This window comes from Sphingopyxis sp. A083 (genome assembly GCF_001468495.1).
Taxonomy (GTDB): domain Bacteria; phylum Pseudomonadota; class Alphaproteobacteria; order Sphingomonadales; family Sphingomonadaceae; genus Sphingopyxis; species Sphingopyxis terrae.
Window position 1 is genome coordinate 364,295 of record NZ_LNSK01000001.1, and the last position, 24,918, is coordinate 389,212.

A 24,918-nucleotide genomic window follows, 5' to 3' on the forward strand; every position below is an offset into this window, starting at 1 on the left:
CCGCGCGTTCGTGCGCTATCATCGGCGGGGTAATGTCGACGAAATTGACGGGAGTTCCGATTTGCGACCCAAGTCTGTTACGAACGCGCTCGCCTTGTGCATCATGGCAGTGATCACATTGGCGGCCTGCGATGGCGCAAATGGCGCCGATACGCATCCGAAACAGGGAAGGGTGGTGCCCGCGCAGTATACGCGGGGCACTGCGGCACCGACATCACTCGACGAGCAAGATCGCAACGCGCTGGAGATGGCCGAGCGCGCCTGTGCTAATCGCGACTTTCAGCAACTTTTCACGGCCATTGCGATATCACCGGCCGTCCGGCGCAAATATAGCGCGCCCACCATCACGTCTGCCGTGCTGGACCCTCAGGGCAGGGTAATTTCGTCGCGCGACGTGCCCGCGAATTCCTACGAGGATTTTCCGGTCCGGCAGGTCGACTTCTATTACAAGCCCGCCAAGCCCCGGTCCCCCGGGGATGAGGACGAGTATCTCGATATCCAGTTCAACCAGAGCCAGAGTGACGATTTCTCGGTCGATTGGGCGCGCGTCCACTATGATGGCCAGTCGGAAGGCGGTGACGATCTGGGGAATATCATCGGCCCCGAGGGCAAACCGCTCCCGCCCGGGACACATCCCGATTCGGATGGGCAATTGCTGTTCCGGCCCATCGGAAATTGCTGGCAGTTGCAGGAGGACATCCGTTGGCTGCGATAGCGCAGCGGTTTGAGCTTCAGCGGCTCCAACGACATTCGGCGGCTCAGCGGGCCGATTCGCAGATCGTTTCCATCGCGACGAAGGTCGAGGTGCTAGCGACATGCGGCAAGCTGGAGATTTTCTCGCCCAGCACGATGCGATAGCGGCGGATATCGGGAGTGCGCACTTTCAGGAGATAATCGAAGCTGCTCGCGATCATGTGGCATTCCTCCACCTCGGGAATCCGGCGCACCGCGTCGTTGAAGCGGCGTAGCGCCTCCTCGCGCGTGTCGGACAGCTTGACCTCGGTAAAGGCGACATGGTCGAGCCCCAGCTTGGCGGGGTCGACGATCGCGCGAAAGCCGGTGATCAGCCCGCTGTCGACCAGCCGCTTGACGCGCTGCTGGCACGGCGTCTTCGACAGGCCGACGCGCTGCGCCAGTTCGGTGTAGGTCATCCGCCCGTCGCGGCCCAATATCGCGATGATCTTGCGATCGAACTCGTCCAGATCGACCAAGATTTTCGTATTTGCCATGCGGATTGCCTAATATGACGCCGATAATAGGTCAAAAGATAATCGGTCGAGCGCGATTGAAGGCGGATTGCCTTTTCGCCGCATGCTATCATGCGCCATGACCCAGCCGACCGACCGCGCCGCCATCCGCGCCCTCGCCCGCCGCTCCGAAGCCGACATCGTCGCCGATCTGCGGACCCAGCTTGCCCGCTCGCCCGCCACCCTCGACGCGGTGACGCGGCGCGGACTCGCGCTCATCCGCAAGGCGAAGGCCGAGGGCGAGCGCGAGACGCTCGTCGCGCAGCTCATGAACCGCTACCGCCTGTCGACCGAGGAAGGCGTCGTGCTGATGTGCCTTGCCGAAGCGCTGCTGCGCGTCCCCGATAGCGCGACCGCCAATGCGCTGATCCGCGACAAGATCGCCGGACGCCATTGGCGCGAGGGTGAGGATGAGGATAGTCCGCTGGTCGTCGCGCTGTCGGCGCGCGGCCTTTCGCTCGGGTCGGCGACGCTGATGCTGGGCGCGATGGGGAGCAAGGCGAACCCGCTCACCCTGCTCAAGTCGATGATCCGCCGCTCGGGCGAGCCGGTGATCCGCCAGGCGGCGCTCGCGGCGATGAAGCTGCTCGGCCAGCAGTTCGTGATGGGCGAAACGATCGACGCCGCGGTGCGGCGTGCCGACAAGGACAAGGGCGAACTCGCCAGCTTCGACATGCTCGGCGAAGCGGCGCGCACCGCAGAGGATGCGCGGCGCTATTATGACAGCTACGCCGCGGCGATCGCGCGCATCGGCCGCGATGCGAAGCCGGGCGACCCGTTTGCCAACCACGGCATTTCGATCAAGCTGTCGGCGCTTCACCCGCATTACGAATATCTGCAGGCCGACCGCGTTCGCGAAGAATTGATCCCCGATGTCATCGCGCTCGCCCGCGCCGCGCGCGGCGTCAACATTCCGCTGATGATCGATGCCGAGGAAAGCGACCGGCTCGAGCCGCATCTCGACGTTTATGGCGCGCTGATCGACGCGGGGCTCGCCGACGGCTGGACCGGGCTCGGCATCGTGATCCAGGCCTATCAGAAGCGCGCGAGCGAGGCGATCCGCTGGGTTGCCGCCAAGGCGCGCGCGCGGGGCGTCACGCTGTCGATGCGGCTGGTCAAGGGCGCCTATTGGGATACCGAGATCAAGCGTGCGCAGACGATGGGGCTGGGCGATTTTCCGGTCTTCACCGCAAAGAACCACACCGACCTCAACTATATGGCGTGCGCGCAGATATTGCGCGAGCATCAGGATTGCATCTTCCCGGCCTTTGCGACGCACAATGCGATGACGCTGGCCTTTATCGCCGAGCTGTTCGACGGCGCCGATTACGAACTGCAGCGGCTGCACGGCATGGGCGAAGGCGCGCATGATGCGATCGTCGCGCTGTCGCCGCCGCCGCGCCCGGTGCGCGTCTATGCGCCCGTGGGCACCCACCGCGACCTGCTCGCCTATCTGGTCCGCCGCCTGCTCGAAAATGGCGCGAACAGCAGCTTCGTGCACCAGTTTTCGGACCCCGACGTGACCGCCGAAGAGCTGGCGGTCGACCCGCGCAGCATCGCGAGCGTGCCGTCGAAAATCCCGACCGGGCTCCAGCTTTTCGATCCCGTCCGGCGCAATTCGCGCGGCTACGACCTTGGCGAACCCGGCGTGCCCGAGGCGCTGGCGGCCGCGATTGCCGGGGCGCGGGACAGCGGCCGTATCGCGGCGCCGATCATCGGGGGTATGGCGCGGGTCGGCCCCGCCGAAGCGGTGCGCAATCCCGCGACCGGCGTTGTCGTCGGTCATGTGATCGAGGCCGATGCCGATATGGTCGATGCCGCCGTCGCCGCCGCGCGTGCGGCGCAGGGCGACTGGAGCCTTGCCGGTGGCTCCTTCCGCGCCGAACGGCTCGAACGCGCGGCCGATCTGCTCGAGGAGCGCGATGCTCTCTTTCTGGGGCTGGCGATCGACGAGGCGGGCAAGACGCTCGTCGATGCGGTGGCCGAAGTGCGCGAGGCGGTCGATTTCCTGCGCTATTATGCCGCCCAGGCGCGCGCCGATTTCACCTACCCCATCGCGCTGCCCGGCCCGACCGGCGAACGCAACGAACTGATCCTCGAAGGCAAGGGCGTCTTCGTTGCCATCAGCCCGTGGAATTTCCCGCTGGCGATCTTTCTGGGGCAGGTGTCGGCGGCACTCGCCGCTGGTAACGCCGTGCTGGCGAAGCCCGCTGAACAGACGCCGCTGATAGCGCATGCCGCGATAGAGCTGCTGCTCGAGGCGGGGGTGCCCGCCGATGTGTTGGCGTTTCTCCCCGGTCGCGGCGAAACGGTGGGCGCGGCGCTGACCGGTCATGACGATATCATCGGCGTTGCCTTCACCGGATCGACCGAGGTTGCGCGCGCGATCAACCGCAGCCTTGCGGGGCGCGACGGTCCGATCGCGACGCTGATCGCCGAAACCGGCGGTGCCAACGCGATGATCGTCGATTCGACCGCACTTCCCGAACAGGTGGCGCGCGATGCCGTCGCCAGCGCGTTCCAGTCGGCGGGTCAGCGCTGTTCGGCGCTTCGCGTGCTTTGCGTGCAGGAAGATGTCGCCGAAACCATGATCGACATGGTCGCGGGCGCGATGGCCGAACTCAATATCGGCGACCCCGCTATTCTCGCGACCGATGTCGGTCCGATCATCGATGCCGAGGCGCAAGCGAACATCGCGGCTTATATCGCCGAAGCGCGCGCCGCGGGCCGGGTGATTGCACAGGCGGCGCGCACCGATTGGCCGGCGGGCGGTACCTTCGTGCCGCCGACAATGATCCGCCTCGACCATGTCACCGACCTCAAGCGCGAGATTTTCGGCCCGGTGCTGCATGTCGCGACGTGGAAGGGCGGCGAGCTCGACGCGCTGATCGACGCGATCAACGCTTCGGGCTATGGCCTGACACTGGGCGTTCACACCCGCATCGACGGCGTCGCGGCGCATGTCGCGGCGCGCGCGGCGGTCGGCAATGTCTATGTCAACCGCAACCAGATCGGCGCGATCGTCGGATCGCAGCCCTTCGGCGGCCGCGGCCTGTCGGGCACGGGGCCGAAGGCCGGGGGGCCGCATTATCTGCACCGCTTCGCCGAGGAAAAATCGATCTCGACCGACATCACCGCAGCGGGCGGCAATGCAGCGCTGATGGCGGGGTAATTCCTGCCTCTTTTGTTATTGGCGTATCCCCGCGAAGGCGGGGGCGCACAGGTTGTTCCGACGCCTAAGCCCCCGGCACGCCCAGCATCTGCGCCTGCGCCTTCAGCCGCGGTGCCGCCCCCGGATTGGCGGCGAGGGCGTCCTTCAGTGCCTGCGCCGCCTTTGCGGTTTCGCCGAGCGTCATGCGGCTGCGCATCAGCATGATCCAGCGGTCGACGTCCGCCGGATTCGCTTTCAACTTGGCCTCCAGCCCGTCGACCATCCCCGCGATCATTGCGTCCTGCTGCCCCTTGGGAAGCTGCGAGGCGGCTTCCATATCGGCGCGGCTGGGGCCGGGGATCGCCCGCGCGGCGACCGGCATCTCGTCGGCCTTGAGCGCGCGCGGCTGCGTCGCGGCGAGGCGCCGGGCGACGTCGATCTTGTTGATCGCGCCGACCTGTTCGATCGTGCGGCGCAGGTCGGCCTCCCACGGTGCGCCCTGCGGCGTGTCGGCGAGCAGCGCGAACCATTCGTCGATCGCTCCCTTGTGATCGCCGGCGATATCCTTCTTTACCGCCATGAAATAGCGCGCACGCGGATCCTTGGGATTGAGCGCGATCGCCTTGTCAAAGGCTTCGGCCGCGGCGGCTGGCATCGGATCGCGCGGACTCGCCATCACGCGCGCCTCGCCAAGCGCCGACCATAGCCCGGCCGACTCGGGCGCGATCGCGACCGATTTTTCATAAGCTGCGGCGGCGCCGGGATAATCGCCGAGGTCGAAACGCGCGGCGCCGAGCGCCATCCATGCGTCGGCGCTCTGCGGTTCGCGCCGCGTCCGTTCCTCGATTGCGGCAAGCTGGGCATCGGGTGACGCTGCGGCCGTCGGCGCGGGCGCCGCGGCATTATTGGCGGAATCGCGCCAGATCGCATAGCCGATCGCGCCGGCTAGCAGGAGGAAGGCGGCGATCAGGATCGCACGGTTCGTCGTCGACATACCCTTGGTTTCGCTCATTCCATCCCCCGAATATCCGCCGCGGCGAAATCGCGCGCGACGGTGCCGCGCCATATTGCCTTTGGCGGGCAAAGGTGTAGCCTCTGTCGGGCGAGGTCGGTCAACGATAAAATCGTAAAACAGGGGGTCGCACCGGTTTTCCCAAGTCTTTGCGTGGGAGGGGTGCATGGCGGTAGCGGATCACGTCGATTTTCCGACGTTCATGGAAGGTGTGAAGCGGCGCAACCCGGGGCAGCCCGAGTTCGTCCAGGCGGTGCAGGAAGTCGCCGAGGATATTTTCGACTTCATCGCCGACAAGGAAGAATATCACGCGCAGCAGATATTGCGGCGCATTGCCGAACCCGACCGGGTCGTGTCCTTCCGCGTCTGCTGGGAGGACGACAACGGCAATATCCGCGTCCAGCGCGGCTGGCGCGTTCAGAACAACAATGCCATCGGCCCCTATAAAGGGGGCATCCGCTTTCACCCGAGCGTGACCGAAAGCGTCCTCAAATTCCTGGCGTTCGAACAGACGTTCAAGAACGCCCTCACCGGCCTGCCGATGGGCGGCGGCAAGGGCGGATCGAATTTCAACCCGAAGGGCAAGAGCGTGCGCGAGATCATGCGCTTCTGCCAGAGCTTCATGACCGAGCTCTATCGCCACATCGGCGCCGACGTCGACGTGCCGGCGGGCGACATCGGCGTCGGCGGGCGCGAAATCGGTTTCATGTTCGGCCAGTACAAGCGCATTACCAACGAATTTACAGGGGTGCTCACCGGCAAGGGCCTCGAATGGGGCGGCTCGCTGATCCGGACCGAGGCGACGGGCTATGGCGCCGTCTATTTCCTCGCGAACATGCTTGCGGCGAAGGGACAGGATCTCGTCGGCAAGAGCGCGGTGATTTCGGGATCGGGCAATGTCGCGACGCACGCGGCGGAAAAGATCGTGCAGCTGGGCGGCAAGGTACTCACCCTGTCCGATTCGGGCGGCTTCATCCACGATCCCGACGGCATCACCCAGGAAAAGATCGACTGGGTAAAGGCGCATAAGACGCATCGGCGCGGCCGGATCGAGGATTATTGCGCCGAGTTCAAGAGCGCCACCTTTACCGCTGGCAAAACGCCGTGGGCGGTGCCGTGCGACGTCGCGCTGCCGTGCGCGACGCAGAACGAGCTGAATGGCGATGACGCGAAGATGCTGGTGGCAAACGGCTGCATCGCGGTGAGCGAGGGCGCGAACATGCCGACCGACCTTGCCGGTGTTCATGTCTTCAAGGACGCAAAGATCATGTTCGCGCCCGGCAAGGCGGCCAACGCCGGCGGGGTTGCGGTTTCGGGCCTCGAAATGAGCCAGAACAGCGGCCGGCGCAGCTGGAGCGAAGCCGAGCTGCAACAGATGCTCAAGGATATCATGGCGGGCATCCACGAACGCTGCCTGACCTATGGCGATCAGGGCGGCGGCTATATCGATTATGTGAAGGGCGCGAACATAGCCGGCTTCAAGAAAGTCGCCGACGCGATGCTGGCGTTCGGGGTCGTTTAGGGTAAAAGGCCCTCAGGGCAAAAGGGGACTCGTGGGAATGACGACGCACGCTGGCATCGGGCGCGGCGATCGGTCGTGGGCGGCGGTGGCGGCACTGGCTCTGCTGCTTGCCATGCTTGCGATCGCCGCGACGCTTTCGGCGCCTCCGGCGCGCTCGCAGGGCGAAAGCGGCGGGCGTTTCCTGGGTGTTGCGTCCTGCGCGGGATCGACCTGCCACGGCCGGATGGAGGGCGACGGCGTCGTTGTCCGTCAGGACGAGTTGATGCGCTGGCAGGAACCCTCGACCCCCGGCGGCGCGCATAGCCGCGCCTGGGCGGTGCTCAACACCAGCCGCAGCCAGTTCATTGCCCGCAACCTTGGCATCGGCGATCCGGCGCGCGCGTCGATGTGCCTCGGGTGCCACAGCGATGCGGCGACGAGCCGCGGTACCGCGCCGATCGAGGACGGGGTCACCTGCGAATCCTGCCACGGTCCTGCAGGGGGCTGGATCGCGAGCCACTATGCCGGGGTCGGCGACAACCCCAGCCCCGGCGGCGAAATGCGCGAGAAGCATCTCGCCAATTTGCGCGCCGGCTTGCGCCGGCTCGAGGATCCGGTGGTGCGCGCGGGCGTTTGCGTCGACTGCCATTTCGGGGCCGCGGGCGAGGGGCAGTTCGTCACCCACCGCATCATGGCGGCGGGGCATCCGCGCATTTCGTTCGAGCTCGACCTCTTCTCCTCGCTCCAGGCGCATCATCAGGAAGATGCCGATTATGGCTGGCGTAAGTTCGGCGCGGCGGGCGCGCGCACCGACCATGTGCAGATGTGGGCGGTGGGGCAGGCGACCGCGCTCGAACGCAGCCTCGCGCTGTTTCAGTCGAAACGCGGGACCGAGGGGATGTTCCCCGAATTTTATTTCCTCGACTGCCACAGTTGCCACCGCCGGATCTACGATCAGGCGAAGCCGGTGAAGACCAGCGTCGACAATCCGGCGCGGCCGGGCATTCCCGAAGGCATGCCGCCCTATAATGACGAAAATCTGATCATGCTCTCGGCCGCCGCGCGTATGGCCTCGCCCGCGCTTGCCGAACAGCTCGGCGCGCGCAGCGCCGCCTTCCACCGCGCGATCGCGACCGACCGGCCGGCGGCGGTTCGCGCCGCCGCCGATCTGGCGCAGACGGTCGCGGCGCTCAAAAGCGCCTTCGCCGCGCGCGCCTTTTCGGGCACCGACGCCTTTGCGATGGTCGATGCGATTGCGGGCAAGGCAGTAAACGACCGCTTCACCGACTATGCGGGGTCGTCGCAGGCGGTGATGGGGGTCGACACGCTGCTCAACGCGATGGTTTCGTCGGGGCGGATCACCATCGGCGCTGCGGCGGGAATCCGCGCCGACATCGACCGTGCCTATGCCTCGGTCAAGGATCCCAACGCCTATAAGCCCAGCGACTTCCAAGCCTCCTTCGGCAGCGCGGTGCGCGCGATTCAGGCGCTGCGGTAAGCCGATGCGGACCCGATCGCGCCTCTTTCGCACCGCCGCCCTTGTCGCCGGCCCGGCACTGCTCCTCGCCTCGTGCGGCGGCGGAGGCGGCGGCACGCCGACCCCCTCGCCGACTCCCACGCCGACGCCGACTCCCACCCCGACCGGCGGCCTCTATACCCCGCCGGCGAGCCAGTCGCTCAGCGTCGCCGACGTCCAGACCGTACTCGCCGGCGCGATTGCCGAGGCGCAGGCGCGCGGCCTGCCGTCGGTAATCGCGGTGACCGACCGCGTCGGCAATGTTCTCGGCGTCTTCCGCATGAACGGCGCGCGCGCCACCGCGACGACCTCGGCGGCGCCCAACGGCGACAATATCGACGCGCAGAACGTCACCTTCCCTGCAGAAGCGGGCGCGATCGCGAAGGCGATCACCGGCGCCTATCTGTCGAGCGGCGGCAATGCCTTTTCGACGCGTACCGCGAGCCAGATCGTCCAGGAGCATTTCCCGCCCGCGCCGACGACTGCGGGGCTGGAAAGCGGGCCGCTGTTCGGGGTGCAGTTCAGCCAGCTTCCGTGCAGCGATCTTGCCGCGCGCTTCGGCGCCATGGGCGGCGGCGCGCTGATCGGGCCGAAGCGCTCGCCGCTCGGCCTCGCGGCCGATCCGGGCGGTCTGCCGCTTTACAAAAATGGCGTGCTCGTCGGCGGCATCGGGGTGATGGGCGACGGCGTCTATGGCAGCGATCCCAACATCCTCGACATCGACAATGATGCCGAGGAGTTCATCGCGCTCGCCGGGACGCGCGGGTTCGAGGCGCCGGCGGCGATCACCGCCGACAAGATCACCGTCGACGGGACGACGCTGCGCTTTTCGGACGCCACCTATGGCGGCTTGCAGACGAGCGGCGGCGCGAGCTTCGCCAGTCTGAACGGCACGGCCGGCAATCTGGTCGCGGTCATCGGCTATGCCGCCGCGGCGATCGTCGCGGGCACCGCATATGGCAGCGAAGCGTCGGGAATCCGCGCCTCGACCGCAGCCGAATTTTCCAACCGCGATGCCTTTGTCCTGACCAATGGCAGCGGCACCAACCGCTTCCCGATCCGTGCCGGCACCGATGCATCGACCAACAGCGCGCCGCTGACCCAGGCCGAGGTGCGCGCCGTGCTCGAAGATGCCTTTGCGGTGATGAGCCGCGCGCGCGCGCAGATTCGCCGCCCGCTCGACAGCCGGGCGCAGGTGACGATCAGCCTCGTCGATACGCATGGCGCCGTGCTCGGCATCGTGCGCGCGCCCGACGCGCCGATTTTCGGCACCGACGTGTCGCTGCAGAAGGCGCGCACCGCGGCCTTTTTCTCTGGCGCCAACGCCGGGACGGAACTCAGCGCGAACGCCAGCGCCGATGTGCAGCATTTCGTCCCCGCGGTGCGCAGCTTCCTGAACGATCCGAGCGCGCTGACCGGCACCTTTGCCTTTGCCGACCGGTCGGGGGGCAATCTGTCGCGCCCCTATTTCCCCGACGGCGAGGTCGGGCGGCCCAATGGCCCGCTGTCGCGCCCGATCGCGCAGTTCAATCCCTTTTCGACCGGGCTGCAATCCGCCCTTGTCATCGGCAATATCGGCGTGCACCTCGGCTTCGTGTCGGGCGCCAGCGCGACCGACACGCCGCAACGCTGCACGACCTTGCCCGACGTCGCGGCGGGGCAGAATCGCCTGCAGAACGGTATCCAGATTTTCCCGGGTTCGGTGCCCATCTATCGCGGGACGCAGCTTGTCGGCGCGATCGGCGTGTCGGGCGACGGCATCGACCAGGACGATATGATCAGCTTCCTCGGGACGCATAACGGCGGCGCGCGCGTCGGCACGATCGGTAACGCCCCGATCGACAAGCGTGCCGACAATATCGTCGTCACGCTGTCCGATGGAAAGACGGTGCGTCTGCGCTACATCAGCTGCCCCTTTGCGCCTTTCCTCGACACCAGCCAGCAGAATGTCTGCCAGGGGCTATAGGCGATGAGCGCGCTTGGAAGCAGCCTGCTGCCGATCATCGCGACGCTCGCGGCGCAGGGCGCGCCTGCGGCGGGTCAGGCGCTGCCGCCACCCCCGCCGCCGCCCGAACCGCCCGCGACCGATGGCGCCGCGCCGGACGCGGCGCCGGCTGCGATCCCGGCACCCGACGGCGAAGCGCTGATCCCGCCGCCGCCGCCGGTCGACTGGAAGGATGTACTGAAGGACGATCTGGTCACCCAGATTATCGAAGGCCGCCGCCGCCCCGGCTACACGCCCGATCTGCCCGACCAGATGCGGCAGGACAATGTCGGCGCGCTGCGTCCGCCGCCGCCGCAGGCCTTTCCGGGGATCGAGGATCAACTGCCGGTGCCCGACCGCTGGCGCCTCATCGAATCGCTTGGCGTGGTCAAGGAACGCTGGTTCGACCCCTATCATCAGAATACGCTGAAGGGCGACCGGCCGATCGACCGGTCGAAGGTGCCGTGGCTGCCGATCAGGGGCGACGACTGGTTTTTCGTCGCCAGTGCGGTGTCGGACACGGTGTTCGAACCGCGCACCTTTCCGATTCCGGTCGGCGTCCAGACCACCGAGCGGCCGGGCAGCCTCGACGTGTTCGGCAAGAACCGCAGCTTCGTGCTGTCGCAGACGCTGATCGCGGGCGCCGCGCTCATCAAGGGATCGACCGCCTTCAAGCCGCCCGACGTCGAATATCGCGTTACGCTGGCCTATAATTTCAACTATGTCGACGTGCCCGAACGGCGCGTGCTCGACGTGCGCCCGTCGCGGCCGAGCCATCGTTACGACAATTTCCTGGGGGTGCAGGAATTGTTCGTCGACAAGCATCTGGGCAACGACAGCGACCGTTACGACTTCCACTCGATCCGCATCGGCATCCAGCCCTTCCAGAGCGATTTTCGCGGTTTCCTGTTCAACGACAGCCAACTTGGCATCCGCCTGTTCGGCAACCGCGACAATAACCGCTTTCAATATAACGTCGCGGCCTTCTGGCGGCTCGAAAAGGACACCAACAGCGGGCTCAACGACATCACCCAAAGCCCGCGCGACGATTTCATCTTCACCGCGAACCTCTATCGTCAGGACTTCCCCTTCGTCGGGCTGACGAGCCAGGTCAGCGTCACCTACAATCGCAACCGCGAAAAGAACGACATCCAGATCGACCACAACGGCTTTCCGGTGCGCCCGGCGCTTCTCGGCGATCTGCGCGGCCGCGAATATGACGTGACCTACCTCGGCTACAGCGCCGACGGGCGCATCGGACGGATCAATCTGACCGCCAGCTTCTATGCGGCGCTGGGCGAGGACCGGAACAGCTTCTTCACCAGCAAGCCGGCAAAGATCCGCGCGGGCTTCGGCGCCGCCGAACTCAGCTACGATCACGACTGGATGCGCTTTCGCCTGTCGGGCCTCTACGCCACCGGCGACAGCGATCCCTATAACGATGTCGAGGGCGGCTTCGACGCGATTTTCGAAAATCCGATCTTCGGTGGCGCCGACACCAGCTACTGGATTCGTCAGACGATTCCCTTTGCGGGCGGCGGGCGCGTCATTTCGTTGAGCGGTCGCAACGGCATCCTCAATTCGCTGCGCTCGTCGAAAGAAGAGGGGCAGTCGAATTTCAACAACCCCGGCACCGTATTCGTCGGCGCCGGCGCCGATTTCGACCTGTCACCCGAAACGCGCGTCAGCGTGAACGCCAATCATCTGTGGTTCGACAATACCGCGGGTTTGCAGGTGCTGCGCAGCGAAGGGTCGATCCCCAAGGATATCGGCTGGGATCTGTCGGTGGCAGGCATCTGGCGACCCAAGGCGACGCAGAATATCGTCGGCCGCCTCAGCGCCGCGGTGCTGCTGCCCGGTGACGGGTTCAAGGATCTGTTCGAGAATCGCGAGCGCGACCGGGCTTATGTCTCGGTCCTCGCCAATCTGATCGTGAGTTTCTAGACGATGATGCGCAGGCTCCTCGCCCTCCTGATCTTCCTGTTGATGGCGATGACCGCCGGTATGCAGGGCGCGCGCGCGTCGGAAGGCGAAAAGCCGGTCGCCGTCACCTATCGCTTCACGCCGCCGGCGCCGCGCAAACAGAGCGAGGCCGACGTCGAGGCAAAGTCGAAGGGCTGTTACAGCTGCCACACCCAGACCGACCGGCCGTCGATGCACGCGACGCCTGCGGTGCGCCTCGGCTGTACCGACTGCCACGGCGGCGATTCGCAATCGCCCGCGGCGTTCGGGCGCCCCGAACTCGGCTACGACAATCCCTATAATCTGGCGGCGATGAAACTCGCGCATCCCCAGCCGACGCTGCCCGGGGCGTGGGGTGGCACATCGGCGAACCCGAAGCGCAGCTATACGCTGCTCAACAAGGAAGCGCCCGAATATATCCGCTTCGTCAACCCGAGCGACTACCGCGTGGCGCGCGAGGCGTGCGGGTCATGCCACCTCGAGATCATCGAGGCGACCGAGCGGTCGCTGATGTCGACCGGCGCGATGCTGTGGGGCGGGGCCGCGTACAACAACGGCATCGTTCCCTACAAGAATTACATCTTCGGCGAGGCCTATACGCGCGACGGCAAGGCCGCCTGCATCCTGTCGCCCTCGTCGCGGCTGACGAAAGAGGAATATGCCGAGGCGTGCAAGCCGGAGTTCGGCTTCGACAAGATTTTGACCGACGCCGAAAAGAAGCGCGGCGCGCTTGCCAAAATGTACCCGCTGCCGCGCTGGAGCGTGATCCCGCCCGGCGACGTCTTCCGCGTCTTCGAACGCGGCGGCCGCAACATCAACACCCAGTTCGCCGAAATCGGCCTGCCGAACCCGACCGGCAGCATCCAGCGGCTCGAGGAACCCGGACGTCCCGACCTCAAACAGTCGAACCGCGGTCCCGGCACCGGGCTGCGTGTCGCGATCCCCGTGCTCAACATCCACAAGACGCGCCTCAACGACCCCTTCATGTGGTTCATGGGCACCAACGACCAGCCGGGCGATTATCGCCAGTCGGGCTGCGCCGGCTGCCATGTCATCTATGCCAACGACCGCGAACCGCGGCACAGCCTGACCTATGCGCAATATGGCCGTGACGGCGAAAGCGCGACGATCGATCCGACGATCGCGGGGAAGAAATGGAAACCCGATGATGACGGGCATGGCGGCGGACATGGTGGGGGCGCTGCTGGCGACGCGCATGGCGATCCGGCGAAACATGCGCCGTCGCCCGATGGCCATGGCGCGCTGATCGACCCCGAAGCCGCAAAAGCCGGACCGCAAGCAGTACCCGCGAAGGAGCGGCGCGAATCGGGGCATCCGATCAACCACGCCTTCACCCGCGCGATCCCGACGGCGCAGTGCATGAATTGCCACATGCACCAGCCCAATATCTTCCTGAACTCCTACCTCGGCTACACGATGTGGGATTATGAATCGGACGCGCCGCAGCTATGGCCCGGCCCCGACAACACCGCGCCGCGCCCACCGGGGATGAGCGACGAGGAATATCAGAAGAAATACAAGCAACAACGCTATCCGACCGCCGCCGAAGTCCACAAGGTTCTCGAACGCAATCCCGAAGGCGCGAGCCCGCGCGGCCTGTGGGCCGACGTCGAGTTTCTGCGCGACGTCTATGACGTGAACGACAGCAACAAGGACACCCAGTTCGCCGACTATCACGGCCATGGCTGGAACTTCCGCGGCATCTTCAAGCGCGACCGCAGCGGCAATCTGCTCGACGCCGACGGCAATATGTCGACCTATGGCACCGACAAGGCGCACATCGTCGATCCCAAGGATCCCGAAAAATGGCGCAAGAGCTGCGCCAGCTACAGTGACCCGGCGCAGCGCGACCTGTGTCTCGCCAGCGCCGATCCCGCCAAACCCGGTGTCGAGGGCAAGTTCGTGCCGCCCGGCATCAACCCCGGCAAGGCGGTCCATATGATGGACATTCATGCCGAAAAGGGGATGCAGTGCGCCGACTGCCACTTCGCGCAGGATGCGCACGGCAATGGCTATATCCAGGGCGAAGTCGCGAACGCGGTCGAGATCGGGTGCAAGGATTGCCATGGCACCGCCGATGCCTATCCCAATCTGCTCACCTCGAACGTCGCGGCACGGCCGCAAGGGACCAATCTTGCGCTGCTTCGCAATTCGGACGGCCGGCGCCGGTTCGAATTCCAATATGACGACAATGGTGAAATCACGGGGCTGATCCAGCGGTCCATCGTCGATCCGAAGCTCCAGTGGCAGGTCAGCCTGGTCAAGCAGGCGGTGACGCCGGGGCCGCATTTCAACGCGAAAGCGGCGCGCGCCAAACTGATGTCGCGCAGCGGCGCCGACGACGGCAGCTTTGCATGGGGGCCGGGCGTGGCAAGGGAAGATCGCGCGCACGGCGACGACAAGATGGCCTGCTTCACCTGCCACCTGTCGTGGACGACGAGCTGCGGCGGCTGCCATTTGCCGATCGAGGCGAACTGGAAGACCAGCATGCACCACTTCGAAGGGGAGGAGACGCGCAACTTCGCGACCTACAACCCACAGGTCGCGCGCGACGAAATGTTCCAGCTCGGCCGGCACATGCTGACCAAGCCAGGCGAGCCCGACGCCGACAGCAATCCGCGCGGGATCATCGCGCCGATCCGGTCGACATCGGCGCTGGTCTTGTCCTCGACGAACCTCAACCGCGAACGCATCTATATCCAGCAGCCGCCGATCTCTGCTGCGGGCTTCTCGAGCCAGGCCTTCGCGCCGCATTTCCCACATACGGTGCGGCGTCAGGAGACGAAACAGTGCACCGACTGCCATCTGTCGCAGGCGGACGACAATAATGCGATCATGTCGCAGCTGCTCCTGATGGGGACCAATTTCGTCAATTTCGTCGGGCTCAATGTCTGGTCGGGGCTGGAGGACGGCTTCCAGGCGACGCGCGTCACCGAATGGGACGAGCCGCAGGCGGTGATCGGCAGCTATCTGCAGAAATATGCCTATCCCGACTATTGGCGCCTGCACGTCGATCAGAACCATCGCGAGCTCAAAAATTGGGTGCGCGGCAAGACCTTCGACAAGAAGGGGTCGGGCGAAAGCCATGCGCTCGAGGAATTCGCGAATATCGTTCAGGGGACGAGCGGCCGGGTCAACTGCCTGCAACTGCGCGGCGAATATATGTATGTCGCCGAAGGCAGGGGCGGCTTTCGTGTCTATGACGTCGCATCGATCGGCAACAAGGGCTTCTCCGAACGCATCACCCGCGCGCCTTTTTCGCCGCTGGGGCACGATACGCATGTCAAAACGACGAACGCGACCTGCATGGCGATCGGCACGACCCAGCCGATCAGCATGGCGCGCAACGAGCATATCCGTAAGGATTTCCCCGAAAATCACGAACAGGCGCTGCACCCGCTCTACCGCTATGCCGTCATCACCGACAGCGTCGAAGGCCTGATCCTGGTCGACATCGACACGATGGCAGACGGCGAATTCCGCAACAACAAGCTGAGCCGCGCGCTGACGTGGAACCCCGATAATGTGCTGGCCGGTGCCCGCCACGTGACGCTTGCCGGCGACTATGCCTATGTCACCACCGATGCCGGGCTCGTCGTGCTCGACCTGTCGACGCCGCTCGAGCCGAAGGTGACGGCGCAGCTACCGCTGACCGATGCGCGCGCGAGTGCCGTGCAGTTCCGGTACCTGTGGGTCACCGACGCGGAGGGCGTGAAGCTGTTCGACATCACGCATATGGACCGGCCGGAACCGGTGCCGGCGGGAACGGTGCGGCTCGCCAACGCGCGCAAGATCTATCTCGCGCGCACCTTCATGTACGTCGCGGCCAAGCAGGACGGTCTGGTGATCGTCGACGTGACGCGGCCGATGGCGCCGGCCGTCTGGCCCGCGATGACCTTCGGGGGGGCGCTCAACGATGCCGAGGATGTGATCGTCGCATCGACCAATGCGTCGCTCTTCGCCTATGTCGCCGACGGACGGAACGGCATCAAGGTGCTTCAGCTTACCAGTCCGGACAATCCCGGCCTCTATGGCTTCTCGCCCGCGCCGACGCCCGAACTGATTGCCTGGGCCAAAACTCCGTCGCCGGCGCTCGCGCTGTCGAAGGGGCTCGACCGCGACCGGGCGGTCGACGAAACGGGGGGGCAGATGGCGGTGTTCGGCCGCGTGGGATCGCGCCCCTTCACCCGGCCCGAAATGGAGAAGCTGTTCCTGAACAGCAAGGGGCTGGTCTACAAGGTCAGCGACACCGTCGATCAGGCGGCGTGGCGGCCGCCCTTGGCCTACCCGAACTGACGTTTCGCTAGAGCCGCTCGGCCTGCACGACGCTGTCCGATGCGCGGAGTGCGGACAGGATACGCATGACATGCTGAACGTCGCGCACCTCGACGACGACGTCATAGGTGTGGAAATCGCCCTCGCGGTTCGACAGCCGCAGATTGGTGATATTCGCCGAATTGGCGGCGAGGATGCCCGACATTTCGGCGAGCGTGCCGGTTTCGTTGAGGATGACGACGCACAGCCGCGCATTGCCGCCTTCGCTGTCCTCCTGCCACCTGAGGTCGATCCAGTCGGCGTCGATGCCGTCGGCCAGGCTGGGGCAGTCGATAACATGCACCTCGATCCCCTCGCCGGGCCGCGCGAGGCCGACGATGCGGTCGCCGGGAACGGGGTGGCAGCAGTCGGCAAGCTTGTAGGCGACGCCGGGGGTCAGCCCCTCGATCGACACCGCAGCGCCCTGGCGCAGCTTGCCGGGCTTCGATTTCATCTCGGCGGTGATGCCGGGGACGAGCGCTTCGAGGATCTGGTCGTCGGACAATCGCCGCCGCGCGATCGCGACATAGAGCGCGCTGTCATCCTCGAGCTTCAGCCGCTCGCGCGCCGCGGCGCGCGCCTTGTCGCCGACCTTGTTGGGCAGGCGGCGGGCGATCTCGTCGTACATCTTGCGACCAAGGGCGGCGAGCTCGACCTTTTCCTTCGACCGGACATGGCGGCGGATCGCGGCGCGCGCCTTGCCCGTCACCGCAAAGCCCAGCCACGCGGGCTGCGGCGTCTGCTTTTCCGATGACAAGATCTCGACGGTATCGCCGTTGACGAGCTGGGTGCGCAGCGGCACGAGCCGGCCGTTGACCTTGGCACCGACGGTGCGGTCGCCGAGCCCGGTGTGGACGGCATAAGCGAAATCAACCGGCGTCGCGCCCTTGGGAAGCTGGAACAGGCTGCCCTTCGGCGTAAAGGCGAAGATGCGGTCCTGATACATTGCGATGCGCGTATTCTCGAGCAGTTCGTCAGGATCGTGCGTCTGGTCGAGGATTTCGAGCAGGTCGCGAATCCACCCCGCCTGTCCGTCGGGTGAGCCGCCGCCCTGCTTGTAGGCCCAGTGCGCGGCAAAGCCGAATTCGGACTGCTGGTGCATCGCCTCGCTGCGGATCTGGATTTCGATCCGCATATTTTCATTGTGCATGATCGTCGTGTGCAGCGACTTGTAGCCGTTGCGCTTGGGGGTCGAGATATAATCCTTGAAGCGACCGGGGACCATTTTCCACTTGCGGTGAAAGACGCCAAGCGCGGCATAGCAGTCGGCATCGCTGCGCGTGATGACGCGAAAGGCGATGATGTCGGTGACCTGTTCGAAGCTGACATGGCGTTCCTGCATCTTGCGCCAGATCGAATAGGGATGCTTTTCGCGCCCCGACACGTCCGCCTCGATCCCGCTTTTCGCAAGCAGTTCCTTGAACTCGCGGCTGATCCCGGCGACCTTGTCCTTGCCGCCTGCGGTCAGTTTGGCGAGCCGGCCGGTGATCGTCGCATAGGCCTCGGGCTCGAGCTCGCGAAAGGCCAGAAGCTGCATTTCGCGCATATATTCATACATACCGATCCGCTCGGCGAGCGGGGCATAGATGTCCATCGTCTCCTTGGCGATGCGGCGCCTTTTGTCCGGATTCTTGATGAAATGCAGCGTGCGCATATTGTGCAGCCGGTCGGCGAGCTTGACGAGCAGCACGCGGATATCGTCGGACATGGCTAGCAGGAATTTGCGCAGATTTTCGGCGGCGCGCTCATTCTCGGTCTGCGCCTCGATCTTGCTGAGCTTGGTGACGCCGTCGACCAGTCGCCCGACGTCGGCGCCGAACAGCCGCTCGATCTCTTCGGGCGTGGTCAGCGTGTCTTCCAGCGTGTCGTGGAGCAGCGCGGTGACGATCGTCTCGCTGTCGAGATGCAAGTCGGTCAGGATGCCCGCGACCTCGACCGGATGGCTGAAATAGGGGTCGCCCGACGCGCGCTTCTGGCTCCCGTGCTTCTGTACGGTGAAGACATAGGCGCGGTTCAGCAGCGCCTCGTCGACGTCGGGATCATAAGCGCGCACGCGCTCGACAAGTTCATACTGCCTCAGCATCGCATCCAATGTCGTTCATGCGAGGCCAATTGCAATATATTTGTATCGGTGGAGCAGCGAAGCCACGGGGCTTCGCCAAGGCAAGAAAAGGGCCGCGCGGTGCAGGGGGGAGAGCCGGCGCGGCCCTTCTTGCGGGCGAAGGGTCAGCCTTCGCCGTTGCAGCGCGCGAGGTCGGCGTCCTCGAGCGGCTTGCCATCGACGGTGAAGCTCGTAACGCGGCCGGCCTTCTTGGCGAGCGCGGCGCACATCATCAGCGGACGGCTGGTGCCGCGGCCTGCCGTGCAGGTCGTGCCCTCACAGACCCAGACGACATCGCGGGCGACGAAGCGCGCGGTCTTCGCCGCGTCGGCCAGTTCGGCGAAATAGAAAGGGCCGCCAGCGGCGGCGGCGGGAACAGCGGGGAGCGCCGCGGCGCCGATCGACAGCGCGCCCGCCAGGGCGAGTATCGGGGTGCCGGGGGAAAGCCGGAAATGGAACATGGGAGCCTCCTTTTTTTGACAACCGGAAGGTTGCGCTTCGCGATCTGGTGCGTCCGTTGCGAAATGCAACCGAGGCCCTATATTTTTTTGGCACGGCGGCGATTTTACGTTAGGGCATGGCCTATGGGAAAATTACGCGAAAAACTGAACGATCTTGATGGGGGCAATTGCGCCTTGCCGCTCGCGCTCGAGGCGATGGGCGAACGATGGTCCTTCATGATCCTTCGCGCCGCTTTCAACGGTGTCCACCATTTCGAGGAGTTCCAGCAGGAGCTCAATATCGCGCGCAACATCCTGTCGAACCGGCTGTCGAAGCTGGTCGATCATGGCATCATGGCGCGCGAAGTGATGGCGGAGGATCGCCGCAAGGTTCTGTATCAGCTTACCCAGAAGGGCGTCGAACTGCTGCCCGCGATGATCGCGCTGCGCCAGTGGGGCGAAAAATGGGGGGCGGGGGTTCCCTCGACCCCGGTGCTCGTCGATTCGCATGATGAACAGCCGATCGGCCCGGTGACGATCACCGCGCACGACGGCCGGCCGCTCGAATATGGCGAGCTTGTCTGGAAACATCGTTCGGAACTCCAGCCGCTCGGCCAGGCGCGCGTGCGGATGGCACCGGTCGCGGCCGAATGATCCCCACTTTGCGGACGACGCGCTCGTCCCCTGATTTCGGCGGCTGACATGGCAAGCCAGACTTCCCCGATTCCGCTGTTCGGCTTTTCCTCGCCCGGGCCGTTTTTCGGCAACAAGGTCCGCGCCTTCTGGAATCTCCAGATCCTCGGCTGGCTCGGCTGGTTCGGGCTGCGCGTCGTGTCGGGGCTGGCGGGCGGCCAATCCTTCGATTTCCTTGTCCTTGTCGTTGTTTCGGCGGTTACGGGTTTTTCGCTGACGCTGCTGCTTTCGGTTTGCTACCGCGCGCTGATCAACCGCCGCACGATCCTGATGTGGGGGGCAAGCTTCGGCCTCCTGGCCTTCGCCACCGCGGTCTGGGCCTTCATCGACGCCTGGCTTTTCCAGATATTGAAGCCCGACAGCGAGACGAGCTTTACCGGCCTGCTGCTGGTGTCGATCTATATCGACGCGACGACGCTCGCGGCCTGGTCGGCGCTCTATTTCGCGATCAACTATTTCCTGCAGCTCGAGGAACAGAATGACCGCGTGCTGCGGCTCGAGGCGCAGGCCGCGTCGGCGCAGCTCGCGATGCTGCGCTACCAGCTCAACCCGCACTTCCTGTTCAACACGCTCAACAGCATCTCGACCCTCGTCCTTCTGAAACAGACCGAGCCTGCCAATGCGATGCTGTCGCGCCTGTCGGCATTTCTGCGCTACACGCTCGCCAACGAACCGACCGCACAGGTGACGCTGGCGCAGGAGGTCGAGACGCTGAAGCTCTACCTCGACATCGAGAAGATGCGTTTCGAGGACCGGCTGCGGCCGCATTTCCAGATTGATCCGGCGGCGCAGCGCGCGCGCCTGCCTTCGTTGCTGCTTCAGCCGCTGATCGAAAATGCGATCAAATATGCGGTGACACCGCAGGAAGAAGGAGCCGACATTACGCTGACGGCTCAGCTTGCCGGTCAAAATGTTCGGATTACCGTGTCCGACACCGGCACGGGATTGTCAGCCGATGGCGTCGACCCCACCACCGGGATTGCAACGGAATCGACCGGTGTGGGTTTAGCCAACATCAGGGACCGGCTGGCCCAGGCCTATGGCGACCAGCAACGGTTCGAGGTGCAATCGGGCACCGATGGCGGATTCACGGTGATTATCGAGATTCCGTTTCAGCCCGATGGACAAGCGACGATTGGAACCGAACGCACATGACGATCAGAACCATCCTGGTGGATGACGAGAAATTGGCGACCCAAGGCCTGCAACTGCGGCTTGAAGCGCATAGCGATGTCGAAGTCGTCGACACCGCGCAGAACGGCCGGGAGGCCATTCGCAAGATCAAGACGCACAAGCCCGACCTCGTCTTCCTTGATATCCAGATGCCCGGATTCGACGGTTTTTCGGTGATCCAGGGACTGATGGAAGTCGAGCCCCCGCTCGTCGTCTTCGTCACCGCCTATTCGGACCATGCGATCCGCGCCTTCGAGGCGCAGGCGGTCGATTATCTGGTGAAGCCCGTCGAGCCCGAGCGGCTCGCCGATGCGCTCGACCGCGTTCGCCAGCGCCTCGCCGAAAAGCGCGGCGTGGCCGAGGTTGAGCGGCTGAAGACGGTGCTTGCCGAAGTCGCGCCCGACGCGGTCGAGGAATATGATGCCGAAACGGCGGCCGATGCGCCCGCCGCCGACCGCTACGAAAAGATGATCAACATCAAGGATCGCGGGCAGATTTTCCGCGTCGATGTCGACAGCATCGAACGAATCGACGCTGCCGGCGACTATATGTGCATCTACACCGCCGACAATTCGCTGATCCTGCGCGAAACGATGAAGGATCTCGAAAAGCGGCTCGACCCGCGCAATTTCCAGCGCGTGCATCGCTCGACCATCGTCAACCTCAGCCAGGTGAAGCAGGTCAAGCCGCACACCAACGGCGAGTGTTTCCTCGTGCTCGGTTCGGGCGCGCAGGTGAAGGTCAGCCGCAGCTACCGCGACGTGGTCGCGCGTTTCGTGCACTAACCCAGCGACCCAAACATCGTCATTGCGAGCGTAGCGAAGCAATCCAGAGCGGTTTTGCCTGCTCTGGATTGCCGCGTCGCCTTCGGCTCCTCGCAATGACGATGTTTTACAATTGATGCCCCGTTCGGTCGCGCTTCGTCGCGAGATATTGCTCGTTATATTTGTTCGTCGGCAGCGCGAGCGGGATGCGTTCGACGACGTCGACGCCCTCCCTTTCCAGTCGCGCGACCTTTTCGGGATTGTTGGTCATCAGGCGGATGCGCGGGATGTTGAGCAGCGCGAGCATCTGGCCGGCGATCGCAAAATCGCGCGCCTCGACGGGGAAACCCAGCCGCAGATTGGCATCGACCGTATCATAGCCCTGATCCTGCAGCGCATAGGCGCGCAGCTTGTTGACGAGGCCGATGCCGCGGCCTTCCTGGCGCAGATAGAGCAACACCCCCCATGGGGCGTCGGCCATTGCGTGGAGCGCCGCATGCAGTTGCGGTCCGCAATCGCATTTGAGACTGCCGAGCACGTCGCCGGTCAGGCATTCGCTGTGCAGGCGTACCACGGGCGGATTGCCGTCGCGCTTGCCGATAATCAGCGCGACATGGTCCGACGCTTCCTCGGGGCTGCGAAAAGCAACGATCTCGGCGGTTTCGCTTGCCGCGACAGGCAGGCGGGCGCGCGCCGCGATTTCGAGCCGCGACGGGTCGAGCAGGGCGGCGACGTCGGCGGTGGAGCAGGCGGTTTCGGCTTCCCCCTTGGCCGCGCGCACGAAAAAGGCGGGGAGCAGGCCCGCGTGGCGCGCCATCGTCATCGCGGTCGCCGCCGCAGCCTCGCCGCCGCTCGCGATCGTGCGGAAAGGACCTTTGAGCGGATTGGCAAGGTCGAGCGCCGGGTCGGCGATCGCCAGCGCCGCGGCAACGCTCGCGGCGCCGTCCGCCAGTCGCACCGGCCCCGGCGTCGCGGCGGCGCGCTGGTTGGTAAGCTTCAGCGTGACCGCGCGCTCGCCCGAGATCAGCAGGTCGGCGCTGCCGAATTCGGCCAGCGCCGCATCGCGCGCGCTTTCGACGGCCAGCAGATCGAGAGCCCCGTCGGCGCCTTCGATCCGAAAGGGCCAGCCGCGGCGCAGCGCGTCGATCGCACGCGCGGCGCGGCGGGCGCCGCGGTCGCTGGCCGGCGCGTCGCTCAAAATGCGAACTCCGTGACGAGCGGAATATGGTCTGACGGGCGTTCCCAGCTCCGCGCCGGCTGGACGACGCGGTGGCTCTGCGCCGCGTTCCGTATGTCGGGCGTGACCCACATATGGTCGAGCCGGCGACCGCGGTTCGACGCTTCCCAATCTTTCGCGCGGTAACTCCACCAGGTGTAGAGCGGGGTCGGCGGCGCCACGAACTGGCGGCCGAGATCGATCCAGCCGGCCGCGGCCTGCAGACGGGCGAGCGTATCGACCTCGATCGGCGTGTGGCTGACGACGTCGAGCAGCGCCTTGTGGTTCCATACGTCGCTTTCGAGCGGCGCGACGTTGAAATCGCCCGTCAGCACCGTCGGCGTATCGGCGAGCGCGCCCGCCCATTCGGTCATGCGCCCCAGAAAATCCAGCTTCTGCCCGAATTTCGGATTGAGCGCGCGATCGGGGATGTCGCCGCCGGCCGGGATATAGACATTGTCCAGCCGTACCCCCGACGGCAGCGTCACGCCGACATGGCGTGCCTCGCCATTGGCTTGCCAATCATATTTGCGCACATCGGTGAGCGGCAGCTTGCTGACGATCGCGACGCCATGGTGCATCCGCTGGCCGTTGGTGACGATGTGACGATAACCCAGGTCTTCGAACATCTGTTTCGGGAACAGCCCGCATTCGACCTTCGTTTCCTGCAGGCAGAGGACGTCGGGCGCCTCTTCGCGCAGGAATTTCTCGACGATGCCGATGCGCGCACGCACGCTGTTGATGTTCCAGGAAGCAATGCTCGTTTGGGTCATGGAGTCCGGCTCTATCGGTGCGAAGCCTTCACTGCAATCGTTGCGGGCTGGTGCCGCCTGCACCGACGCGCCGGACACGCCGCGCATAAACATAAACCCCCGTTCCAGGGGCGGTGGAACGGGGGTTCAAGGTCAGCGTTCGTCACGCTCTTGAATGAAGACACCTGGCAATCCGGTTGGGGCAACAGGGGGAAACCCAAAATCCGGAGGCCGTGTCGGCGCCTTCGAGAGATGAAATAGCCCCTCTTCCCTGTCGCCAAGCTGAACGAAAATCGGCGGCTGTCGGCGACATTTGCAGTTCGTCGATGCCGAACGTCGGTTGGGCGGAAAAAGGGCGCCGAATCCCCTTTGGGAAACGGCGCCCTGTTCATAAAAGTCGCGCTGGCCTCAGACGCGGCCGCGCTGTTTCGGGCGCGGATCGGTCCAGCGGAAGGCCGAATCGGCGACCGGCACGTTGAAGCGCTGGTTCGACAGATCGATCCGCGTCCGGTTGTTCTGCGAATCGAGCGCGACCCAGCCGCGCAGTCGCAATCCGCCCGGCGCCCCCGTATCGCGGATGAACACCATGGTGATCGTCCCATATTCGGGGCGCTTGGGATCCTTGACCTCGACGCTTAGCACATCGCTGTTTCCGGTCGGGACGACCTTCGCATATTTGGCGAGATCGCGATCGGGATCGAGCAGCGCGCCGAGCGGCGAATTTTTCACCGGCCAGCTCTGCACCTGCTTGACCTCATAATCGATCATCGTCAGGCGGCTGCCGTCGCCGACGATCAGCAGCGGGACGCCCTTCTGATACTGGAAGCGGATCTTGCCCGGACGCTTCAGCGTCAGCTGTCCGCTCAGCCGCTGACCGTTGCGATCCGTCTGCACGAAGTCGGCGGTCATCGAACTGGTCGACTTGAGGTGCGATTGCACCGCGGTAAGCGCGCTCGCCGATTGCGCAATGGCGGGTGCGGAGAGCGTCAGGCCGAGGGCGGCGGCAGGCGCGAGCGCCAGCGCGGCGGCGCGGGTCAGGATATGGCGGTCGATCGTCAGGGTCATCGGGCT

17 protein-coding genes are annotated in these 24,918 nt (G+C 65.1%); 10 read left to right on the forward strand and 7 right to left on the reverse strand.

The features are described 5' to 3' along the window. Positions 1–103: 103 nt before the first annotated feature. The gene (locus ATE59_RS01810) at positions 104–715 is read left to right on the forward strand and encodes a hypothetical protein (protein ID WP_003046583.1); all 612 of its coding nucleotides are present in this window, start codon (positions 104–106) and stop codon (positions 713–715) included. Between the two features lie 43 nt (positions 716–758). Here the strand turns inward: ATE59_RS01810 and ATE59_RS01815 are convergent, their stop codons facing one another. Continuing rightward, complete coding sequence (locus ATE59_RS01815; RefSeq protein ID WP_003046580.1) at positions 759–1,229, reverse strand: Lrp/AsnC family transcriptional regulator; 471 nt, start codon at positions 1,227–1,229, stop codon at positions 759–761. A 97-nt stretch (positions 1,230–1,326) separates the two neighbouring features. Between ATE59_RS01815 and putA the strand changes: the two genes are divergently transcribed. Then, complete coding sequence (gene putA, locus ATE59_RS01820) at positions 1,327–4,419, forward strand: bifunctional proline dehydrogenase/L-glutamate gamma-semialdehyde dehydrogenase PutA (protein WP_231737146.1); 3,093 nt, start codon at positions 1,327–1,329, stop codon at positions 4,417–4,419. 64 nt (positions 4,420–4,483) lie between these two features. Here the strand turns inward: putA and ATE59_RS01825 are convergent, their stop codons facing one another. Next, positions 4,484–5,410 (reverse strand): tetratricopeptide repeat protein, encoded by a 927-nt coding sequence (locus ATE59_RS01825; protein ID WP_197409122.1) that lies wholly within the window; start codon positions 5,408–5,410, stop codon positions 4,484–4,486. Between the two features lie 166 nt (positions 5,411–5,576). Between ATE59_RS01825 and gdhA the strand changes: the two genes are divergently transcribed. The 5 genes from gdhA to ATE59_RS01850 are packed head-to-tail and all read left to right on the forward strand — an operon-like array spanning position 5,577 to position 16,690. Then, positions 5,577–6,932 (forward strand): NADP-specific glutamate dehydrogenase, encoded by a 1,356-nt coding sequence (gene gdhA, locus ATE59_RS01830; RefSeq protein ID WP_003046570.1) that lies wholly within the window; start codon positions 5,577–5,579, stop codon positions 6,930–6,932. 37 nt (positions 6,933–6,969) lie between these two features. Further along, on the forward strand, positions 6,970–8,409 hold the full coding sequence (locus ATE59_RS01835; RefSeq protein ID WP_003046568.1) for a multiheme c-type cytochrome: 1,440 nt from the start codon (positions 6,970–6,972) through the stop codon (positions 8,407–8,409). A 4-nt stretch (positions 8,410–8,413) separates the two neighbouring features. Beyond that, positions 8,414–10,393: a heme-binding protein gene (locus ATE59_RS01840; RefSeq protein WP_058811035.1), complete on the forward strand. Its 1,980-nt coding sequence runs from the start codon at positions 8,414–8,416 to the stop codon at positions 10,391–10,393. A gap of 3 nt (positions 10,394–10,396) precedes the next feature. Beyond that, entirely contained in the window at positions 10,397–12,355 is a 1,959-nt protein-coding gene (locus tag ATE59_RS01845; RefSeq protein WP_231737147.1) for a hypothetical protein, read from the forward strand. A gap of 3 nt (positions 12,356–12,358) precedes the next feature. After that, the gene (locus ATE59_RS01850) at positions 12,359–16,690 is read left to right on the forward strand and encodes a hypothetical protein (protein WP_443029271.1); all 4,332 of its coding nucleotides are present in this window, start codon (positions 12,359–12,361) and stop codon (positions 16,688–16,690) included. Between the two features lie 7 nt (positions 16,691–16,697). Here ATE59_RS01850 and ATE59_RS01855 read toward each other — a convergent pair whose 3' ends face one another. Together ATE59_RS01855 and ATE59_RS01860 are read right to left on the reverse strand one after the other, a co-directional pair. Next, complete coding sequence (locus tag ATE59_RS01855; RefSeq protein ID WP_058811283.1) at positions 16,698–18,791, reverse strand: RelA/SpoT family protein; 2,094 nt, start codon at positions 18,789–18,791, stop codon at positions 16,698–16,700. A gap of 143 nt (positions 18,792–18,934) precedes the next feature. Beyond that, entirely contained in the window at positions 18,935–19,270 is a 336-nt protein-coding gene (locus ATE59_RS01860) for a CC_3452 family protein (protein ID WP_058811036.1), read from the reverse strand. Positions 19,271–19,393: 123 nt separating this feature from the next. On the opposite strand from ATE59_RS01860, the gene ATE59_RS01865 reads away from it, so the two are divergent. The 3 genes from ATE59_RS01865 to ATE59_RS01875 are packed head-to-tail and all read left to right on the forward strand — an operon-like array spanning position 19,394 to position 21,900. After that, the gene (locus ATE59_RS01865; protein ID WP_003046553.1) at positions 19,394–19,903 is read left to right on the forward strand and encodes a winged helix-turn-helix transcriptional regulator; all 510 of its coding nucleotides are present in this window, start codon (positions 19,394–19,396) and stop codon (positions 19,901–19,903) included. Between the two features lie 48 nt (positions 19,904–19,951). Next, a complete protein-coding gene (locus ATE59_RS01870; RefSeq protein ID WP_058811037.1) occupies positions 19,952–21,097 on the forward strand; it encodes a sensor histidine kinase in 1,146 nt (381 codons plus the stop codon). Then, positions 21,094–21,900, forward strand: a complete 807-nt coding sequence (locus ATE59_RS01875) for a LytR/AlgR family response regulator transcription factor (protein ID WP_003046549.1) — start codon at positions 21,094–21,096, stop codon at positions 21,898–21,900. Before ATE59_RS01870 ends, ATE59_RS01875 begins: the two co-directional genes overlap by 4 nt. Positions 21,901–22,006: 106 nt before the next feature. Here ATE59_RS01875 and ribA read toward each other — a convergent pair whose 3' ends face one another. The 3 genes from ribA to ATE59_RS01890 all read right to left on the reverse strand — a co-directional run bounded on the left by ribA (position 22,007) and on the right by ATE59_RS01890 (position 24,912). Further along, a complete protein-coding gene (gene ribA, locus ATE59_RS01880; protein ID WP_058811038.1) occupies positions 22,007–23,077 on the reverse strand; it encodes a GTP cyclohydrolase II in 1,071 nt (356 codons plus the stop codon). Next, positions 23,074–23,868, reverse strand: coding sequence for an exodeoxyribonuclease III (locus tag ATE59_RS01885; RefSeq protein ID WP_003046544.1), 795 nt, complete (start codon positions 23,866–23,868; stop codon positions 23,074–23,076). Before ATE59_RS01885 ends, ribA begins: the two co-directional genes overlap by 4 nt. Before the next feature lie 387 nt (positions 23,869–24,255). After that, positions 24,256–24,912: a LolA family protein gene (locus ATE59_RS01890; RefSeq protein WP_058811039.1), complete on the reverse strand. Its 657-nt coding sequence runs from the start codon at positions 24,910–24,912 to the stop codon at positions 24,256–24,258. Between the last annotated feature and the right edge of the window lie 6 nt (positions 24,913–24,918).

Bases quoted from the DNA above. Each gene is read 5' to 3' on its own strand.
- ATE59_RS01810 (WP_003046583.1), top strand. From the start codon at position 104: ATGGCAGTGATCACATTGGCGGCCTGCGATGGCGCAAATGGCGCCGAT.
- ATE59_RS01815 (WP_003046580.1), bottom strand. From the start codon at position 1,229: ATGGCAAATACGAAAATCTTGGTCGATCTGGACGAGTTCGATCGCAAG.
- putA (WP_231737146.1), top strand. From the start codon at position 1,327: ATGACCCAGCCGACCGACCGCGCCGCCATCCGCGCCCTCGCCCGCCGC.
- ATE59_RS01825 (WP_197409122.1), bottom strand. From the start codon at position 5,410: ATGAGCGAAACCAAGGGTATGTCGACGACGAACCGTGCGATCCTGATC.
- gdhA (WP_003046570.1), top strand. From the start codon at position 5,577: ATGGCGGTAGCGGATCACGTCGATTTTCCGACGTTCATGGAAGGTGTG.
- ATE59_RS01835 (WP_003046568.1), top strand. From the start codon at position 6,970: ATGACGACGCACGCTGGCATCGGGCGCGGCGATCGGTCGTGGGCGGCG.
- ATE59_RS01840 (WP_058811035.1), top strand. From the start codon at position 8,414: ATGCGGACCCGATCGCGCCTCTTTCGCACCGCCGCCCTTGTCGCCGGC.
- ATE59_RS01845 (WP_231737147.1), top strand. From the start codon at position 10,397: ATGAGCGCGCTTGGAAGCAGCCTGCTGCCGATCATCGCGACGCTCGCG.
- ATE59_RS01850 (WP_443029271.1), top strand. From the start codon at position 12,359: ATGATGCGCAGGCTCCTCGCCCTCCTGATCTTCCTGTTGATGGCGATG.
- ATE59_RS01855 (WP_058811283.1), bottom strand. From the start codon at position 18,791: ATGCTGAGGCAGTATGAACTTGTCGAGCGCGTGCGCGCTTATGATCCC.
- ATE59_RS01860 (WP_058811036.1), bottom strand. From the start codon at position 19,270: ATGTTCCATTTCCGGCTTTCCCCCGGCACCCCGATACTCGCCCTGGCG.
- ATE59_RS01865 (WP_003046553.1), top strand. From the start codon at position 19,394: ATGGGAAAATTACGCGAAAAACTGAACGATCTTGATGGGGGCAATTGC.
- ATE59_RS01870 (WP_058811037.1), top strand. From the start codon at position 19,952: ATGGCAAGCCAGACTTCCCCGATTCCGCTGTTCGGCTTTTCCTCGCCC.
- ATE59_RS01875 (WP_003046549.1), top strand. From the start codon at position 21,094: ATGACGATCAGAACCATCCTGGTGGATGACGAGAAATTGGCGACCCAA.
- ATE59_RS01885 (WP_003046544.1), bottom strand. From the start codon at position 23,868: ATGACCCAAACGAGCATTGCTTCCTGGAACATCAACAGCGTGCGTGCG.
- ATE59_RS01890 (WP_058811039.1), bottom strand. From the start codon at position 24,912: ATGACCCTGACGATCGACCGCCATATCCTGACCCGCGCCGCCGCGCTG.